The sequence below is a fragment of the Halorubrum sp. Atlit-26R genome, assembly GCF_003666015.1.
Classification (GTDB): domain Archaea; phylum Halobacteriota; class Halobacteria; order Halobacteriales; family Haloferacaceae; genus Halorubrum.
In genome coordinates this window covers 47902-65267 of the sequence record NZ_QPLT01000019.1, presented here as the reverse complement: position 1 = coordinate 65267, position 17366 = coordinate 47902, and the positions used below count along the sequence as shown (strand labels likewise).

The 17366-nt window shown below is 53.7% G+C and carries 18 protein-coding genes and 1 pseudogene; 12 read left to right on the top strand and 7 right to left on the bottom strand.

The window, feature by feature from the left end:
- Positions 1 to 130 (bottom strand): annotated as a pseudogene (locus DVK07_RS16805) (IS5/IS1182 family transposase); the annotation flags it as partial.
- Positions 131 to 186: 56 nt separating this feature from the next.
- Here DVK07_RS16805 and DVK07_RS16800 point away from each other — a divergent pair.
- From DVK07_RS16800 to DVK07_RS22340, 3 genes are all read left to right on the top strand, one after another.
- Positions 187 to 591, top strand: coding sequence for an ArsR/SmtB family transcription factor (locus DVK07_RS16800; RefSeq protein WP_394338890.1), 405 nt, complete (start codon positions 187 to 189; stop codon positions 589 to 591).
- Positions 588 to 1493 carry a hypothetical protein gene (locus DVK07_RS16795; protein WP_233565498.1) on the top strand — a complete coding sequence of 302 codons (906 nt, stop codon included), beginning with the start codon at positions 588 to 590 and terminating at the stop codon, positions 1491 to 1493. The genes DVK07_RS16800 and DVK07_RS16795 overlap by 4 nt, the downstream gene beginning before the upstream one ends.
- A gap of 638 nt (positions 1494 to 2131) precedes the next feature.
- A complete protein-coding gene (locus tag DVK07_RS22340) occupies positions 2132 to 2506 on the top strand; it encodes a hypothetical protein (protein WP_147441196.1) in 375 nt (124 codons plus the stop codon).
- Positions 2507 to 2925: 419 nt separating this feature from the next.
- Here DVK07_RS22340 and DVK07_RS16790 read toward each other — a convergent pair whose 3' ends face one another.
- From DVK07_RS16790 to DVK07_RS16780, 3 genes are read right to left on the bottom strand one after another with little or no spacing between them, the layout of a single operon-like run.
- Positions 2926 to 4071, bottom strand: a complete 1146-nt coding sequence (locus DVK07_RS16790) for an ABC transporter permease (RefSeq protein ID WP_121598093.1) — start codon at positions 4069 to 4071, stop codon at positions 2926 to 2928.
- Positions 4068 to 4733, bottom strand: coding sequence for an ABC transporter ATP-binding protein (locus DVK07_RS16785; RefSeq protein WP_121598092.1), 666 nt, complete (start codon positions 4731 to 4733; stop codon positions 4068 to 4070). The genes DVK07_RS16790 and DVK07_RS16785 overlap by 4 nt, the downstream gene beginning before the upstream one ends.
- Complete coding sequence (locus tag DVK07_RS16780; protein ID WP_233565496.1) at positions 4730 to 5935, bottom strand: hypothetical protein; 1206 nt, start codon at positions 5933 to 5935, stop codon at positions 4730 to 4732. Before DVK07_RS16780 ends, DVK07_RS16785 begins: the two co-directional genes overlap by 4 nt.
- A gap of 309 nt (positions 5936 to 6244) precedes the next feature.
- Between DVK07_RS16780 and DVK07_RS16775 the strand changes: the two genes are divergently transcribed.
- The 4 genes from DVK07_RS16775 to DVK07_RS16765 all read left to right on the top strand — a co-directional run bounded on the left by DVK07_RS16775 (position 6245) and on the right by DVK07_RS16765 (position 8639).
- Positions 6245 to 6916 (top strand): recombinase family protein, encoded by a 672-nt coding sequence (locus DVK07_RS16775; RefSeq protein ID WP_121598090.1) that lies wholly within the window; start codon positions 6245 to 6247, stop codon positions 6914 to 6916.
- 302 nt (positions 6917 to 7218) lie between these two features.
- Positions 7219 to 7599, top strand: coding sequence for a hypothetical protein (locus DVK07_RS22335; RefSeq protein ID WP_147441195.1), 381 nt, complete (start codon positions 7219 to 7221; stop codon positions 7597 to 7599).
- A 205-nt stretch (positions 7600 to 7804) separates the two neighbouring features.
- Positions 7805 to 8098: a hypothetical protein gene (locus tag DVK07_RS16770; RefSeq protein WP_121598089.1), complete on the top strand. Its 294-nt coding sequence runs from the start codon at positions 7805 to 7807 to the stop codon at positions 8096 to 8098.
- Positions 8099 to 8201: 103 nt separating this feature from the next.
- Entirely contained in the window at positions 8202 to 8639 is a 438-nt protein-coding gene (locus DVK07_RS16765; RefSeq protein WP_121598088.1) for a TRAM domain-containing protein, read from the top strand.
- A 168-nt stretch (positions 8640 to 8807) separates the two neighbouring features.
- Here the strand turns inward: DVK07_RS16765 and DVK07_RS24405 are convergent, their stop codons facing one another.
- A complete protein-coding gene (locus tag DVK07_RS24405; protein ID WP_121598087.1) occupies positions 8808 to 9212 on the bottom strand; it encodes a hypothetical protein in 405 nt (134 codons plus the stop codon).
- A 370-nt stretch (positions 9213 to 9582) separates the two neighbouring features.
- Here DVK07_RS24405 and DVK07_RS16755 point away from each other — a divergent pair, with 370 nt between their 5' ends.
- Positions 9583 to 10431, top strand: a complete 849-nt coding sequence (locus tag DVK07_RS16755) for a hypothetical protein (RefSeq protein WP_121598086.1) — start codon at positions 9583 to 9585, stop codon at positions 10429 to 10431.
- Between the two features lie 159 nt (positions 10432 to 10590).
- Here the strand turns inward: DVK07_RS16755 and DVK07_RS16750 are convergent, their stop codons facing one another.
- Complete coding sequence (locus DVK07_RS16750; protein ID WP_199719570.1) at positions 10591 to 11247, bottom strand: HAD family hydrolase; 657 nt, start codon at positions 11245 to 11247, stop codon at positions 10591 to 10593.
- Positions 11248 to 11477: 230 nt separating this feature from the next.
- Between DVK07_RS16750 and DVK07_RS22330 the strand changes: the two genes are divergently transcribed.
- The 4 genes from DVK07_RS22330 to DVK07_RS16730 all read left to right on the top strand — a co-directional run bounded on the left by DVK07_RS22330 (position 11478) and on the right by DVK07_RS16730 (position 15384).
- Positions 11478 to 11690: a hypothetical protein gene (locus DVK07_RS22330; RefSeq protein WP_147441194.1), complete on the top strand. Its 213-nt coding sequence runs from the start codon at positions 11478 to 11480 to the stop codon at positions 11688 to 11690.
- Between the two features lie 166 nt (positions 11691 to 11856).
- Positions 11857 to 12153, top strand: a complete 297-nt coding sequence (locus DVK07_RS16745; protein ID WP_121598085.1) for a hypothetical protein — start codon at positions 11857 to 11859, stop codon at positions 12151 to 12153.
- Between the two features lie 174 nt (positions 12154 to 12327).
- On the top strand, positions 12328 to 13758 hold the full coding sequence (gene sufB, locus DVK07_RS16740; RefSeq protein ID WP_121598084.1) for a Fe-S cluster assembly protein SufB: 1431 nt from the start codon (positions 12328 to 12330) through the stop codon (positions 13756 to 13758).
- 591 nt (positions 13759 to 14349) lie between these two features.
- The gene (locus DVK07_RS16730) at positions 14350 to 15384 is read left to right on the top strand and encodes a transcription initiation factor IIB family protein (RefSeq protein WP_233565495.1); all 1035 of its coding nucleotides are present in this window, start codon (positions 14350 to 14352) and stop codon (positions 15382 to 15384) included.
- A 699-nt stretch (positions 15385 to 16083) separates the two neighbouring features.
- Here the strand turns inward: DVK07_RS16730 and DVK07_RS16720 are convergent.
- Positions 16084 to 17346 carry a hypothetical protein gene (locus DVK07_RS16720; RefSeq protein WP_233565494.1) on the bottom strand — a complete coding sequence of 421 codons (1263 nt, stop codon included), beginning with the start codon at positions 17344 to 17346 and terminating at the stop codon, positions 16084 to 16086.
- Positions 17347 to 17366 lie beyond the last annotated feature (20 nt).

The window sequence follows — 17366 nt, the reverse complement described above, 5'->3', positions numbered from 1 at the left end:
GAAGACAGTGTAGCACAACGTGTTTCCAGCGGGCGAACCCGCCGCTGGCGGGCTCGCCCGCGTGCTTTCCCAACGCTTGTTTGACTAGGCGACGACACTGCTCAACGAAGTCGAGGAGATCGACTTCGATGGACAGAATCGATTTCCTCGGCTTCGTCCTTCTACTCCGTGATAACAGCTGATTAGATCGCTATTCAACACAGCAGTCTCGACGACGACGGGACGCGAGACGTGATCGAAGCATTGTCTTCCGAGACCGCCTACGAAATCTTTCGGCTGCTCAACGAAACGCCGGCGACGCCGTCACGGATCGCTGATCAACTCAACCAGAGCGTACAGAATGTCCATTACCACTTGGAGAATCTCGAATCAGCTGGCGTGATCGAAGTTACGGACACCTGCTATTCGGAGAAAGGCCGGGAAATGAGCGTCTACGTCGTTTCTGAAGACCCGACACTGCTCTTTCTCGGCACCGAGGACGATCGGCCGAGTCTCAAACGCGCGTTCAAATCCTTCGCCTCACTGCTTGGTCCACCGTCGATCCTGCTTGCTGCCGGTGAATCTATCGCTCAGTTCGTTACAACCGAATGAGCGAACACACCGACACACCGGCCAAAAGAACTTCTACTGCCAGCGACACAACTACGGATGACGTGGTACCGACGATCAAGGCCCGAAACGATGTCGATGGCTGTGGCTGTCTTGATTGCCGCAATATCGAGAGGCCCGCAATTCGTCGAAGCATTCTTGATTCGTTAGTCTGGTCCGTTCGCCTATTTCGGTCCTATCCGTCAATTGTCGTTTTCGCGGGTGTGATCATTTTGGCCAGACGGCTTCTCGAAACGGACAGTATCAACATGCTCCCGATGCCCGCAATCACCGTAGTTGAGACTCTGACGGCGTTTGCGTTCATCATCTTGATCCGTGCCTACGTAGGAACGATCGTCGCCGGTGAACTGACCGGCGATCCCGTCACGAGACGTGAGGGATTACATCGAAGCCTCGCTCGGACGCCATCACTAGTCGGCGTCGTCATTCTCACCGTGGTTTTGGTGATGACGGTTCCGTTCTTCCTAGCACTACCACTCTTCTTTATTATCGGTGTGCTCCCGGGCACACCGGTAGATATGATCAGTTTCCCCATCGCTGTAGCGATCGGTGGAATCACCTTTGCCGTGCCGTTTCTATTTCTCCTGTACAAGTTCTGGTTCGCACTTGAGGCGTGTGTCATCGGCCAGTACGGCCCGCTTAAATCATTCCGTGTGAGTTGGCGCATCACGACGAACTACCGGGGGAAATTCGTGCTTATCGGGGTGATCGCTATTGGAAGTGCAGCTAGCCTCTTTCTCCCAACATATCTCCCCGAGATGGGGATGAGCCTGGCCTCGTTGAATTCCGTTTTGGGTGTCATCTCATCGAGTGTCAGTGAACTACTTTCCATCGTGTGGGCAAGCGCCTACGCACACATCTACGTTCAAGGCATCGTATCGTGAATTGGGGTTATGCTGCTGATTCAATTTTCTTGAATCGCATCGAGCGATTGCCGCGATCACGACTGACTCTGTCGGTATCGAACTCGTATCGGCAAGGCCAGTCTCATACTGATCGAAATCAAATAGCGCGAATTCGCTCTCAATTGACCGACTGGATTGTCTTCTATATCTGTTATTTTGTACTGGTGAGTGATCCCTTATCGGGTCGACGGATTTTTCCTGCGGGTAACGAGCAACGTCCTAGGGATTCAATAGACTCAAGTGGCTCTGTTGAGATCCTCTGTAAGTGATATATTCTGCTCGGTCGCGGTCAGTACAGTGAGCTCACTTACCGTTCACGTATAGGACGCTTCTCCGAAATAAATAGAGAATTCTCGTTATTACAAGTGGGACATTGAGGTCGACAATTCCAACCGTCCACAAGCAAGCTAATTGGATTTCCCGTATGGTGGTTGATTTTTGTATTCTGACGGGCAATTCCTTTCACGTTTACTTCATCACCCTTTCCAAATCCCAATTTGAACTTCCGTCCACAGTTCTTACAGTCAAATAGAACAGTGAAGTGGATACTTTCGGGGTCATAGTCTACAACATCATCATAGCGGTGGGTATACTGACAATTTGAGCAATTTACACTGTTGTACTCCCGCTCTTTCCCGCGGTTTGGACAGACAACCATACAGAACGGATTTAATCCGATTACATATGTTACTGCTGCTCAATATACAGTTCTCATCGGCCGGCTGTTTCAGGTGAAAATATATCTGAGGAATAGGATTTCAACAGAGCCGCGCTCTGTATACAGCATAGCCTCTCCAAACTATCAGCATCTGAGGATTTCAACAGAGCTGGACTGTCCGATCTACGTAGACTCCAAAATATTTCAGAACGACAAGGTCAATTTCAGCAGTGGTCGTCCGGACGCAGGCGTTGAGGTCAAAATAGCTGAATTTGAGCGGATATTGGGAGTGTTCGACACAGAGAAGGCATCAATCGGTGCTGCTCTGGAGTAAAAGGAAAACGTAGGGGGCCAACCAATGGTTCCTCTATTTCTTTCTTGTCTGTTCTGTTGAATCCATAGAAGGCGTCAGGATCGATGGACTTTACACTTGGTTCAGGAGCGCTGTCGATAGAATCCTGAAACAGAATGTTGGCAGAGAGGGAAGAGGATCGAGATTACTGAAGAGATCGATCCAACACACCGACGACGAAGAGCGAAATAATCGCTCCTTCAGATAGTTGGCCCCCTTGCCGTCATCGGATTCAACAGAGCAGTACAATCTGATCTGTGACGCCTCACGCAGCCAAGGAGAGATGTCTCCGGAAACTGTCGAGAATACACCTACATTTCTCGGGTGTCTGGAATAAACGATAATCGTCGGGACTCAGACTTGTTAAATGGCACACTTAGGTCGGGTTTCAATACGTGAGATCAATCTCGGAGTGCCTCAACGGGTCGTTCATTTGCTGCTTTCCATGCTGGGTACAACCCACTAATCGCACTTGCAGCAACCGCAAACAGCATCCCATACAGGAGATATTGTACGCTTTGCCAGCGGAAGGCATTTAGTGGGCTCCCCAGTAAGAATTCAAATAGTATCACTCCGATACCGGCGGAAACGACGACTCCCAACACGCCGCCAATGATCCCGAGGAACACTGCTTCGGTGAGGATCATTCGGAGAACTTCACCACGAGTGATGCCGACAGCTCTGAGAACGCCAATTTCTCCCTGCCGTTCGACGGTACTCATCAGCATTACATTGAGAATCGCGACGCTCGCAACCACCAACGAAATTGACCCAATGCCAAGAAGTCCGAGTCGGAGCGTACTCAGAAATGATCCAACGTTCTGTTGTACCGAAGCAAAGTTCCGAACACGAACAACATCTTCGTTAGCAGTGTTGAATGACGACTCAATGCCGGCTGTAAGAGCCTCTACCGACTGCCCAGGTTCCGCCAAGACAGTTACCGAATCGTAATGGTTTTGATCACTCATCGCCGAGAGCGGTAACACGAGTACTCGCTGCTGGCCGCCGAGGCCCTGGGATGATGAGAGGATCCCCTGAACGCGATAAAGTTGTCCATCGTAGGTAACCGGATCACCAATCTCAATCCCGAGCAGTCTGGCATCTGCCTGAGAGACTAATGCCCCTGACCGGAAGCGGTTTGAGATGCGCCCCCGGGAGACGTTGTACACTGTATCCGCCTTCGTCAGTGCCGTTACTCTGACACGTATTTCAGCCCCATTCCGAGCGGAGAGTGTTGTCACGTTACTCCGTTCGGGTACCACCGTTGCATCACCTGTGAGCCGTTCAATATCATCGACCTGCTCGGCGGAGATCCCGTCATTGGGGTTGTCCGGCCCCGCAGAGATAGTCACTTCGTTGGATAATCCCTCAAGATTCGCGGTCGCTTGTTGTTGGATTGCGGCGGTAGCCATTCCCAGCGATGCGATTGAAACAACTCCAATCAGGATTCCGAGTGTCGCGAGAGCGGTCCGGACTCGATTACGCCCAAGATTTCGCCACGCCATCAGGGCGCTGGGAAATCGCCGTAGGGGATGCTGTCGGTTCATGTGTTGATATTCCCATCAACTAACTCAACAACCCGGTCAGCGTACTCAACTAACTGCTCATCGTGGGTGACTGCCACAATAGCAATATTCTCGCTTTCTTTGAGCCTGGTTAATTCATCTAAGATTGTCGCTCCGGTATCTTGATCGAGGTTACCAGTCGGCTCGTCCGCAAGAAGAACGTCCGGTTCGTTGATTAATGCACGCGCAATGGCGACCCGTTGTCGTTGGCCTCCGGATAATTGAGGAGGCTTGTGTGTCAGTCGGTCACTAAGTCCAACGCGGTTGAGCAAGTCAATAGCACGGTCACGTCTATCAACCTCGGTGTCCCACATCGTTGGCAGTTCTACGTTTTCGGTTGCTGTGAGCATCGGAAGCAGATGATAATCCTGAAAGACGAACCCGATGTCTGACCGCCGTTCTTCGGTCAGTTCATCCGTGGAAAAATTGGTGACGTCACGGCCGTTGAGTCGGACGCGGCCCGTTGTTGGCGTATCAAGTAACCCGATCATATTCAGCAGGGTACTCTTGCCCGAGCCAGATGGACCGATAATTGTGACCATCTCGCCGCGGTCGGCGCGAAAGTTGACACTAGCCAGCGCATCAATGACTTCTCCGCCGGTGTGGTACCGCTTTATCGCATCCTCAAGTACAATGACACTCATCGGCTACGCCACCTGTAGGCTACACCGGCGAGGAGAATGCTGATAACTGCGATACCGCCAGCAATAAGCCGAAGCGGAAGTCCACCGGAGCCAGCGGATCCGGAATTGGGACCGGACGCGTCGGCACCGGAAGCAACGCTGTCTCCGGGCACCCCACTGCTGCCCGCAGACATGGCAGTAGCCGTCAAGTCAACCTTCTGTATCGTCGTCACACGCTCGTTATCAACAATATACGTGATGTCGACAGGAATCGACGAAGCGTTTGACTCGGTCTCTGCGGTGAGTTCAAATGTGGCAAACTCGCTGGCCTCAATCCCACCAACGAAGTACTCACCCGACGGGGATGCGGGTTGGACATCAGCACTATCGTTGATCTGGACGAGCACAGACTCAGCGTCGGTGCCGCCGAGATTCGCAGCGTCACCTTCGATCATTACCCCGGACCCGGCACGTGAGACCTCAACCGCCGTGAGTCGAATTTTACCGGGAACTTGAGCCTCTTCGTTGACGTTGGAGACAAGAGATGTAGAGTGACTGTCGCCAGCAGCGTCGTACGTCGCAGTAAACTCGACCGTATCTGAGACAACGTCGCTCGTGTCGAAGGCGCTAATTCTGTTGGACTCAGGCGACACGTCACGGACAAGGTTACGCTCGATGACGTTACCATTAGCTGTGGCAGTAACCTCGACATTGGTGAGGTTAGTGTTACCAAAGTTCGTCAGCGAAACCTCAATCGTCTCAGAATCGTTTTGTGGAGCTGTTGCTGACAGATCAGCTTTCACCTTCGGTTCAGACACCTCAACATAAACTGGGTAGGTGTACGAGTGATACTCGCCATTGGTATCTTGTACAACAAGGTTGATTGCCAACTGTTTTTGACCAGGTGTTTCAAACCTTGCTGAGATTGGGACAGAAAGAGACCCACCGGGAGAGATTGATCCGACATTCTCGATGCGGTCAAACTCTTGTGTAGTCCCTATTGATCGAACATAGAGGTCAGTAACGTCAACGATCGAATCACTATTTTCGAGGTTTGAGATGGTAGCATCGATTGTGACTTGTTCATCGGTAATCGGATCGTCAGGTGATACTGTTACTGACGATAGTTGGATAGCCGGGCCAGCGGCGGTTGCCGTGACCGCACCTGTGCTGCTCAAAACGAGGAGGGCTAGTACCAGTCGGGAAAGGGGGGACCTACGCATCGGCGGGGGATCGATTCTTTTGCTACTAAGAATTACCGCTGTAGTTCAACAATTGAAACACATCATTAATTTTGTTGAGAGCTGTGACGGTGCGAAAGCGCACCATGGCACGCAACAATGGTAGCGAAAGTATGGACTATATCTAGAGTTAGGTTGAGCGCACCACGCGGACGAACTTGATCGCTAATGAGGGGAACTGGCGTCCGGGAAGTGATGGATATCCGGACAGACATGGCGAGAAGCACATCCTTCTCGCCCATCTGGCGAATAGGGGCTTAGTTTTAATACAGGTAGAATGCGGGCAGGAGCATGGCGAACGCAGCCGTCTACGCGAGGGTCTCGATCCGTGACCAGGAGCTCGACACACAGCGCGACAACCTACCCGACTACGCGGACAACCTCGGCCTCGACGTCGACGCCGATCACGTCCTCGCGGACAAGTCGACTGGGACCGACACGGACCGCGCCGGCTACCACCAGCTGATGGAGCTCGTCGAGGACGGCGCCGTCGACGCGATCGTCGTCCGATCGATCACGCGCATCTCGCGGAACATGCGCGACCTCCACCGGACCGTCGGCGATATCGTGGAGGATCACAACTGCGGGCTCTACGTCCGGAACGACGACCTAGAGATACCGCCCGGCGACGACCTCGACATGCGCGGCAAGATCCTCCTGAACACGCTCGGGATGGCTGCCGAGCTCGAGGCCGATATGATCAAGCAGCGCGTCGTCGAGGGCCTTCGCGCCGCTGAGGATGCGGGGAAGTGGACCACTCGCCCGCCCTACGGCTTTACCACCGACGAGGACGGCTACCACCAGCCGACCGACGAGTTCAGCAACGCCGTCGACGCGATCGTCGCGGTCGAGGAAGAGGGCTGGTCCCACCGAAAGGTTTCACGTCACTCGGGAGTACCACGAAGGACGATCCCGAATCTGCTGGAGCGGAAAGATCTATATCTGAACGAATTCGACGGATAGGATCTCAAATTTGCGTTAGTATCTATACCACAGATAGGACACAATAAAGGCGAGTGCCGCCAAAACCGTCGCGTTAAGTTACGAAGAAACGCAAGACTGCGGGAGTATTCGTCGAGTTCCGAAAAGCTGAGTTATAAACTCAAAATAGGTAGTAATCCCGTGAAGAACTGGATCTGCCTTCTCAGTTCTCCTTCCCGTTGATCCACAGAACACGATCGGCTACAACATTCGAAAACACTTCTGTAAAATCGCATGATGGAAGCGATATTGATACTAACTTAACGCGACCGAGGGTACCGCATATGACTCAGTTCTCGAATACCTCGCCTATCTTCCAACGAGAAGAGGTCCTTCGTGAGGAATATCATCCCGACGATCTCCCCGAACGAACTGACGAGATGGAAGATCTTCATATGTCGCTAGCTCCCGCGGCTCGTGGAGTTGGTGCCAACAACGTGTTTCTCCACGGGAAGGCCGGTCAAGGAAAAACCGCCGCTGCGAAAGCCAAACTCTCCGAACTGCAGGCTCACGCCGAGGAAGAATCTGAACACTTGGACCTCACGACGGCATATGTCTCCTGTGAATCACATGATCTTTCAACGTCATACAAGTCCGCTTCCCGTATCTACCAAGCTGTCACCCCACGCCTAGACAATACTGGGAATCTTGGAAAGATCCTCTGAGGATAGGCTCAAAACTAACCAACTAACTGGCGCTTCTACTGGTATGTGTTGGTTAATCACGTTGACCATCACAGCTAAGCCCGGGAGAGGGCTATCGCACAGCACTCTCTGGGAGACGACAGACCGGCCAAGGCAACTGACCAGATGATGTATCTGGACCCTGCTCAAGTCGGGTTTTATTTATAGAATTGACCTATGACTTGGTATGACCGACTCGCCGTCTCCAAGCGTCTCTGTCTCGTTATCTGAGCCGACTAACGTTTCTACAGTCTTGGACCGGGCCGGAATCGATTACGTTACCGTTCATGAGCAGCGACTGCTGGCGATCTTTCATACCGGAATTTTCAATGTGACAACCGAACTGGAGTCAGTGTCGAATGCGCGCATGCTCGAGATCGAATGCTGGGAAGCCCCACTCCCGTCTCGTAGTGATGAGCGATCGCCACAGGAGCTTCTCGAAGACTTTGCGGCCGTGTTTGATGCCGACAATGAGTCCTGACGTGGTCTCTCGGGAACCTTGATCAGACCGACGGTAATCAGTTGAGAGCACTAGAAACGCTAGAAACAAGTCTGCTGGCACGGGTCAACACAATACGCGATTTATGGACATTTCTGAGACGCTCCAGACACTGTATACTGCGACTGTTGAGCAAGACGATGGCACCTACCAGATAACTGTGCCAGACCGTGAGATAGCCACCGGAACACTCTCTGAGGGTAAAATATACTGTGTTGCGCTTATATCGACATCCACGTCGGATACCGAAGCTACCGACACGACTGAGGCCACTCAATCAGCTGACCACGCTGGTCAGCTACACGAATACGACGGCCCGCCTGTTGAGGAGGGCGAACAGCGAGACGTTGAAATCGAGAACCTCGGTGACCAAGGTGACGGGATCGCGAAAGTCGAGCGCGGCTACGTTGTGATCGTTCCCAAAACGAGTGTCGGGGACCGCGTCACCGTCGAGATACAACAGGTGCGTGAGAACGTTGCGTTCGCTGATGTCGTTGATGACACCCTTCGCGGGGAAGTCTAGGACCGTAGGTTGGTACGAACGTGTGGTTATCGCAAACTCCTCACACTACTATAGGGCGTCATAGAGGATTTGTCACGACATTTATTTCGTGAATTCACAGCCGAATCAGCCAATAGAACGCGCTTGCGTAGTGATCACAGGAGATAGCGAACGTAACGTCGAAACTACCTATCCGCGACCTACGCTCCTCTGCCGCTCGTGCTCAAGCCGCTGGCACCCGATGACTAATGAATCAGGAATGTTGGCTGCTTCCGAGTGGAGCGCATCGAAAACCACCGCTAGCTCATTGAATCGTGGGCCACGAGAAGCGACTAATGGATCTGTCTCCCAAGTAATGAATCCGTTCTCCGCTAATATCGGCAGATGAATGTGATAAAGTTCAACACGTAACTCTTCAGGATCTAACGGAATATTTGGCATCGCGGCACTCTCAGGTAATGGAACCGATTGATCCGGTGGGGTGTCCAAGAGAGAAACAATGAGCTGACGGCGTGGCTCAACCGAGAGCGATTTGAACACTGTGTCCCAACTTTCACTGACTTGTTTACCGTTCTCGGAATGTTCGAAAGTCATCTGTATCGTGAGTAGTTACTACTCAGAGACACATAAGTAGCAAAGGTGTACTACCAAGGGTGAATCTGTATTGGGAGGTTTTACTAATATAATACCAAATCTGTAGTGAGCAGTCTACGCATCCCCTGCTCATGGCGATCGGTGGAGCGGGCATGCTTGTCACTGCCGGCTGCGAATTGCTCCGAACCGACCCAGAGGAGTTTACTGCCCCTGCTATCGCCCTTCTCGTGTTGGCTGGTTGCGCCTGTCTGTCCTTTCTCGGAACAATACTCTCTGCGATGGGCGCTTCCTGAATGGCCCAGATTGATCGCAACCGGATAGGACATCTTACGACTAAGGAGTTCAACGATCCCGCGAGTACGTAACGGCAATGGAGTTTACAGAGAACGTCGACGCCGCAGAACCGACACATCTACTCGTCTCTCGGAGTTTATCCGGTGTGAAGGACTGGGACGAGCTCGGCCGTGTGACAGTCGAGAACCGAGCGGTTCGCGTTCTGATGGACTACGGAACTACTGTCCACCTGGGGGTTGATCCGAGACACGGTCAATTTGAGACTGTACAACGGGAGCTGACGCAGATTCCCGACTCAGAATGTATCTTTATTGGTTCGGATCACGAATTTCGAGCGTCGCTTCCTGAGGACCGGGCGTTGGTTGAGTCGGTACTCGAAATCGCGGACGGTGATACTGATGCGTGGGCGGACCGTCTGTTCCACCTCGTCGAATTTGCGGTTCTAACCGACCGGTCGTGGCTATATCGCTCGGTGCCGCATGAGGCCCATATCAGAGAAATCAACGCAGGGGAACACGAGGGAGTTATTGAGAAACTGAACGAGACATTTACTCAGGTTCGAGGCTCAGCTATTGTTCCGTTTGGTGGACTTACCTCGTGGACAGCTGACGGTACCGCGTATGATTTGAAATGGAACTCTCTGTACTGTTCCGGTAGAGAGAAGAGTACGTCGTATGACTTGGAACGGCTAACGCGGGTGATCGTACTGCCTCTTGAGGACCTCCTACAGTTTGATTGGAAGCCGGCGTCCGAGGAGTCGTTACTTCGTCGAACGGTCTGGCGAGTTCTGGGTTCGAAGAGTGCTGCTCCGCCGACACGAGTCGAGATCCCTGCTGGTGAAGATAGAGAACAACTGTTAGATGCGTTCCGTCAGCTACGTGAGAAGCTCGGATACGAATACGACGTTGAGACTTCTTCGGATTAGCACCTCTGATCAGCGTAAAGTCAATAATTGGGCCGTCTGTACCGAGCGATTCCCGTGTAGCTGTGAAAAGACTTCTATGACTCCCTCACACTACTATGGCTCTGTTGAAATCCTCAGAAAGTGATACGTTTTAGTCCGGTTCCGGTCAATACAGAAGAACTACTTTACAGAGATCTCCTCGATTAATGGGAGAAGTATCTCCGCCAGTTCTTCTGTTCCTCTGGTGGCTACTGCTGCGTCCGGTTGGTTGTCCTCACCGACATAGACTGTCTTAAACCCTGCTTCGCGTGCTGGTATGATGTCCTCCTCAAACGTATCTCCGATGTAAACGAATGTTTCTGCCGGAAGCCGTTCCTTGGCTTCTTCAAATATTTTTTGGCTCGGCTTCCGTGACTCGACTTCATTCGAAACGATAACCGTATCTACGAGTTCGTCGAGCGCGTGTTGTTTGAGCTTCTGACGCTGCATTCGTCCATCTCCGTTTGTGAGAATACCGGTTTGATGTTGGCTTGCAACAGACTCTACGAGTCGTTTTACTGATGGAGACAGTTGAGTCGCATCGGCCTCCCTCTTGATATACTCCGCCGCAAGTGTCTCTGGATTGATATTGAGGTCGTACTCTTGACGAACCATCTCGAACGCTCGTCTGTATGGGCCTTCATCTACTTGCGTAATCCCTGATAGTACCTGTTCAGAATACGTTTCAACCATCTCGTCGGAGGCAGTGGTTGGTAGTGTCTGTGCGAAGAGTTCTGCGAAAGGGGTAGTGTAGTCGAGAAGGGTTCCATCAAGGTCGAAATACACCGTAGTTGTCATAACGTCCGGCTATTCGTCTCCCAACAAATGGGTTTTGATACATTCGCAAGCGCATTCTATCGGCTGTTTCAGCTATGAATTCACGAAATAAATATCGTGATAAATCTTCTACGACACCCTAGGTTTAGTGGGAATTGCCTGATACACCGCTCCTGTGAACTACACAGCCGTTTTAGCTCACGCGACCTGCCCCCAGTTATTTCTGCCTCTCGAAAATTCATCCGATACAGATGTCTGCTGACTCCGACGACACTGGGGGAGAACGGGTCGTCTTCGCAATGCTCGTTGGAGTGACGTTCGGAGCGGCACTCGGAACGATAGTTCTCCAAGATATCACACAGGGAATTGTTGCTGGTGTCGTCGTTGGAACCCTCGCTGCTCTCGTCTTCCCAGCGTGGACAGACCGACTCTACAAAACGGTAACAGACAAACTCGGAGAATAATCCCCTACAGTGAACAATTCGAGAGAGCAAAGGGAGGTATGCCAACCGTTCTATAACACCCTGACTATAGGCTAAGAAGAGGTCACACTCGGCTGGAGACGTCCGAAAGCATCTGGAGTGTGGCTTGGCGCAACAATTCTTCAGAGTGGGCGCCAATACACAGACGATGACGGACGAAATCGACATCCCAACCAAGCCGCGGGCTGCGGTCGACGCACTAGCGACCCACCTAACTGCGACCGCAGATCGCCCAGTTCCGCCAGCGACGAACCGATGGCTCGGAGAGGCTGAAGCCGTCGCCCGCGATGCTGCCAGTGATGATCTTGACACGCAAACCAGACGGAAACGGGTTCGGCAAGTTGCCACACTGCTTGAGTCGGCTGACGAAACGGGCGACGTGGTCGCCGACCGCCACATCGAAGCAGCGATCGAGTGCTGTCAAGTCATTCTCGCTAACGAGTGACGGTAACCTTGTCTCGACGGAATAGCCCTCTCGCCACATCTTAAATTCTACCAAATAGAGAAACCGAATTAAATCACACAAAGTTATTCATTTTCGTTAAAGAAACCAGTATAAGTTACTAATGAGTGTTCCAGCGCACCACACTTATATTCGTAGTCTCTGAAGAATACTTTGATGAGTTCAAAACAAGACGATCTCAAAGAGACAAACACCGAGGCCCGTTTCGAGTTCAAGAAGGAGGAGAAGTCTGCCTTCCAGACCGAGAAGGGTCTCACTGAGGAGACGGTCCGCGTCATCTCGGAGGACAAAGACGAACCAGAGTGGATGCTGGAGCGCCGCCTGCGAGCGCTCGAACAGTTCCAAGAGATGCCGATGCCGACCGACTGGCCCGGACAGCCCGACCTGAGCGAGGTCGACGTCGACGAGATCGTTCCCTACATTCGGCCGGACGTGGACGTTCGTGCCGGCGTCGACGACTGGACGGAACTCCCGGACGACATCAAGGACACGTTCGACAAGCTGGGCATCCCGGAGGCCGAGAAGAACGCGCTCTCTGGTGTCGGCGCGCAGTACGAATCGGAGGTCGTCTACCAGAACATGCAGGAGCGGTGGGAGGAGAAGGGCGTCATCTTCTGTAATATGGATGAGGCCGTCCAAGAGCACGAGGAGCTCGTCCGCGAGCACTTCATGACGAAGTGCGTCCCCCCGAGCGACAACAAGTTCGCCGCGCTCCACGGTGCCATCTGGTCCGGCGGCTCATTCGTCTACATCCCCGAAAACACCACCGTGGAGATGCCGGTTCAGGCGTACTTCCGGATGAACTCCGAGGGGATGGGCCAGTTCGAGCATACGCTCATCATCGCTGAGGAAGGATCTGAGGTCCACTACATTGAGGGCTGTTCCGCGCCGAAGTACTCGAAATTCAATCTTCACTGTGGCGGTGTCGAAGTCTTCGTCGACGAGGACGCCCACGTCCAGTACTCGACCGTCCAGAACTGGTCGAAAAACACGTACAACCTGAACACGAAGCGCGCCATCGCCGAGAAGGACGGGCGCATGGAGTGGATCTCCGGGTCGATGGGGTCGAAGGCGACGATGCTGTACCCCTCGACGATCCTGAAGGGGCGCGGCGCCTCCGACAACCACATCACCATCGCCTTCGCGGGCGAGGGCCAAGACATCGACACCGGCGCGAAGGTGTACCACAACGCGCCGGACACCAAGTCGACCGTCGAGTCGAAGTCGATCGCGAAGGACGGCGGCCGCACCAACTACCGCGGGCTCGTCCACATCGCGGACGGCGCCGAGAACTCCTCGACGGCCGTGGAGTGCGACGCGCTGATGTTCGACAACGAGTCGACGTCGGACACGATGCCGTACATGGAGATCAACGAGTCGAAAGTCGACGTCGCCCACGAGGCGACCGTCGGGAAGATCGGCGACGAGGACATCTTCTACCTCCAGTCGCGGGGCCTCGACGACGACGACGCCAAGCAGATGATCGTTTCGGGCTTCATCGAGCCCATCACGGAGGAGCTGCCGATCGAGTACGCCGTCGAGCTCAACCGGCTCGTCGAACTCGAAATGGAGGGCTCGCTGGGGTAATCCGATGCCTGAGTGCGCCCACTGCGGAGCACACGTCTCACAACAATTTGTGACCGTGTTCGGGTTAGACGGTGGTGACGTAGTTGCCTGTCCAGCATGTTCCGGTCGGGCACACATCGCAGAGACGATCGTGGATCGATACTAGTCTCAGACCATGGAACACTGCTTTGCGTGTGAGACCGATTATGGGTATCTCGGGACAAGTCCACACGAGGGGTCCTGCCCGGCCTGTGGCTCGACTGCTGTCACTCCTGCGGGCGACCTCAGGGTCGTCGACACGACAACGTGGGAGAGTGTGAACGGGCTCTCAACGATCCACGTGACAGCGACTGACGACCGATCACGGCGGTTTGAATTTGTCGTTGCGGCGCGGCGGGGACGAGGGAAACTCGTCTGTCTCGCGATCGACGGAGTGACAGTACCCACCGAGACAGTGTGGTCAGTTCCATCTGCCGTTGCTACGAGAGTCACCGCGCACGGTATCAGGATCAGCGACTCGACGCCGGCTCAGAGCCCACAATGAACGGTACTGGCCAGACACACGGTGGGACGCGTCTGTTCTGTCCCGGTCACGAGAGGTGATGACACGTGATGAACGAGCGCACTAACCAAGAGCGATCGGACACAGTTTCCCGCAAAAACGGTACTGATGCGCCCTCGTCAAGCGAAACCGGCGACGGACAGTCTGTTACCGACTCCGTTTCGGAGGAGAATGGGGACGAACGGCACAGTCAGACTACGTGTCCGGAGTGTCACGGGCGACTTCGTCGAGCCGATGATGACGTTGATGCGGTCTGTGACGACTGTGGACTCGTCGTTTCAGACGCAACGCTTGATACGAACATCAAACTGTACACGCCGAACGGCACCGGCGATCAGGACTCCCGCGTCGGACCAGCAAGCACGAACCTCTTACACGATAAGGGGTTGTCAACAATGATTGGGTGGCAAAACACCGATGCGAAGGGGAACGCGCTGTCAGGAGAGCAGCGACAACAGATGCGTCGCCTCCGACGGTGGGATGAGCGCTTCCGACGACGCTCATCTGCGGATAGGAATCTTATGCATGCACTCGGTGAGATCAATCGCATGGCTTCCGCGCTTGGCGTGCCGGACAGCACCCGAGAGACAGCAGGCGTCATCTATCGTCGCGCACTTGCGGACGGGCTCGTTACGGGTCGAGCCGTTGAAAGCGTCGCCACTGCGGCGCTATACGCGGCGAGTCGCATGGACGGTGTCCCGCGCTCTACCGACGAGGTCTCGGCAGTGAGCCGCGTCGAACAAATTCGCGTTGAGCGGGCATATCGACACGTCTCACGTGAACTCGGGTTAGAAATTCCTCCAACAGATCCTCGTTCGTTCATCGGACGGATCGCGTCGGACGTGGAGTGTACGGACGCGACAGAGCGAGAGGCACGACGTCTCGCCGGAATCGCGGTTGAAAACGGCGTACACAGCGGGAAACATCCGGTAGGCATCGCCGCGGGGGCACTGTACGCGGCTGCCAAACAGTGCGATGAGTCTCTCCGACAAGCAGATATCGCTCATGCTACGGACGTGAGCGAGATGACGATACGGAACCGGTATCCTGAGATTTTGGCCGCAACAGATACCGAGGATGAATAGGCACAGTGAGTAGTTGACTTTTGCTTGAGTGGCTCTGTTGAAATCCTATTCGTTGAACATATTCTCGCTTGAAACAGCTGGTCACTGAAAGGGACAGAGCTACCGACCGTCTCAGAATACCACCGAAATATCTCAGATACCTACCCAAACTGAGTACTTTCGCTACTCGAATAGTAATTCAGGAACTGATGCGAGGAGACCGAGGAACATAATGAGAATACTAACGGAGAATATTCGAAGTATCCCGGCTGACCGTCGTCGCTCTAGAGGCAGCGATTCGGCGAACCCAGAGAATCCAAGCGCGAGACCAGTAAAGAGAAAGAAGTGGGAACTATTGAGTACGATACTAGTGTACACCCACGTGAGCAGGCAGATAGACGACAAGGACAAAAAGATAATTCCTTTCCTTCGCCCATCTGGCTTACGAAACAGTTTCTGCTGGAATATTCCCATGCGTACAACCAAGAGTTCGACCAAATAAACAGTCCGGATGAATAAAAAGTAGTCTTTAGTATTTTTCTTCTCGTATTGAGCCCCACTGGATCAGAAAATATCACTTTTGAGGACTTCAACAGAGCCTGTTTGATCGAGAATCTCCTGTACCCCTCTCGTTCAACCTAACAGAACCACTTTGTCGTAGACGAGAAAATATGTCCGATTCACAACCTCTGTCGCTGTGTCCGTGATGCGCAACTGAGTCTAGCTGCCTAGCGCTCTGGCGGTCGTGTTCTCTGTGTCAGCGGTGCTGTTTGTCGGTGTCCGGATCTCGACCGATTCGTCGTCGTACACAGTCATGGTCTCAATCACAGTGCCGTTCTCAGCAACTCGTTGGACGATAACTGTTGGCGTCTCTGTAGTCGTCTCACTTGGATCCGTCTCTGTGGGTGCCTCAACTGGGGTCTCACCTGCGAGGAACTGTGTGATCGCATCTGTCTGTTCAAATGAATCGACGTCACCGGATCTTGCGTCGACAAATGCAACGTATACAATCCCGCTGTTGTCCTCAGGGACGACGCGTACTTGCCAGTACTCTCGATCGTCGATAACTGTAAGGATCGGCTCGGCTGGCGTAAAGCGGTCCCAATCTGTTTGTGGCGCTGATTGCCTTACGAGGTCCGCTGCTCGCTGGGGGCCGAACAGTGAGTCGGCTGGCACGTACCGTTCGAAGGTTCCGTTTTGACCGTCGATGGTCCACAGCTCTTGGAGTCCCTGTGCGTCGCCGTACGGTTCGACGGCGACAACGTACTGCGGGCCCGATTCAGAGAGGATGAAGAACGGCTGGTCGTTTCCGTCCCCGGGAAGCGGTGCAATCTCGATCTCGTCTTCGTGGCTCGTGTACGTGTTGAGTATTCCGTTGCGATACTTTGTTGCTGCGACCGACTGGAGCGCAAGATCTTCTGGGTACAGTTGCTGGTTGTCGAGAATCGGGCTGGCTGCGGCCTCGGAGGGCGAGAGTGTATCGATCGAACCACTTGGATCGATGACGGCGACGCCTCCCCACTGTGGTGTAGAGTGTGGAAGTGGCGTCAGATGGAACTGTGGTTCCGAGTACGGGACGGCAATGTACTGCGTATCGTTGTGAATGACCATCTTCGGGTCACCGTAGTCGACAAGATACGCCTGCGATTTGAGGAGTTCCCACCGATAGTTTCGGTGGAAAATCGTTCCGACGCCAGTCTCAAGCTCGCCATCAACGGACCGTACATTCGCCTGTTGGGTCGTCATGTCGACGAGCACGGTCCCAGCCTGTCGTTTGGTGATCTTATTGAACAGGCCGTCTGGAGCGAGCGGTGCCGCCCAGTAGGGAGTCCCGTTCACCACGCTGACATCTGTGTCACCGACTCGGTACTGCGGCCGGTTGAGCGTGTTCGATGCGTACCGATCGGCAACCGCCCGCGTGACGATTCGCGGGTTGTCGGCATCGACATCTTCAAGTCGCTCAACGGTGGCCGTCTGACTCATCGTTTGGTCGCTCAAAGTGA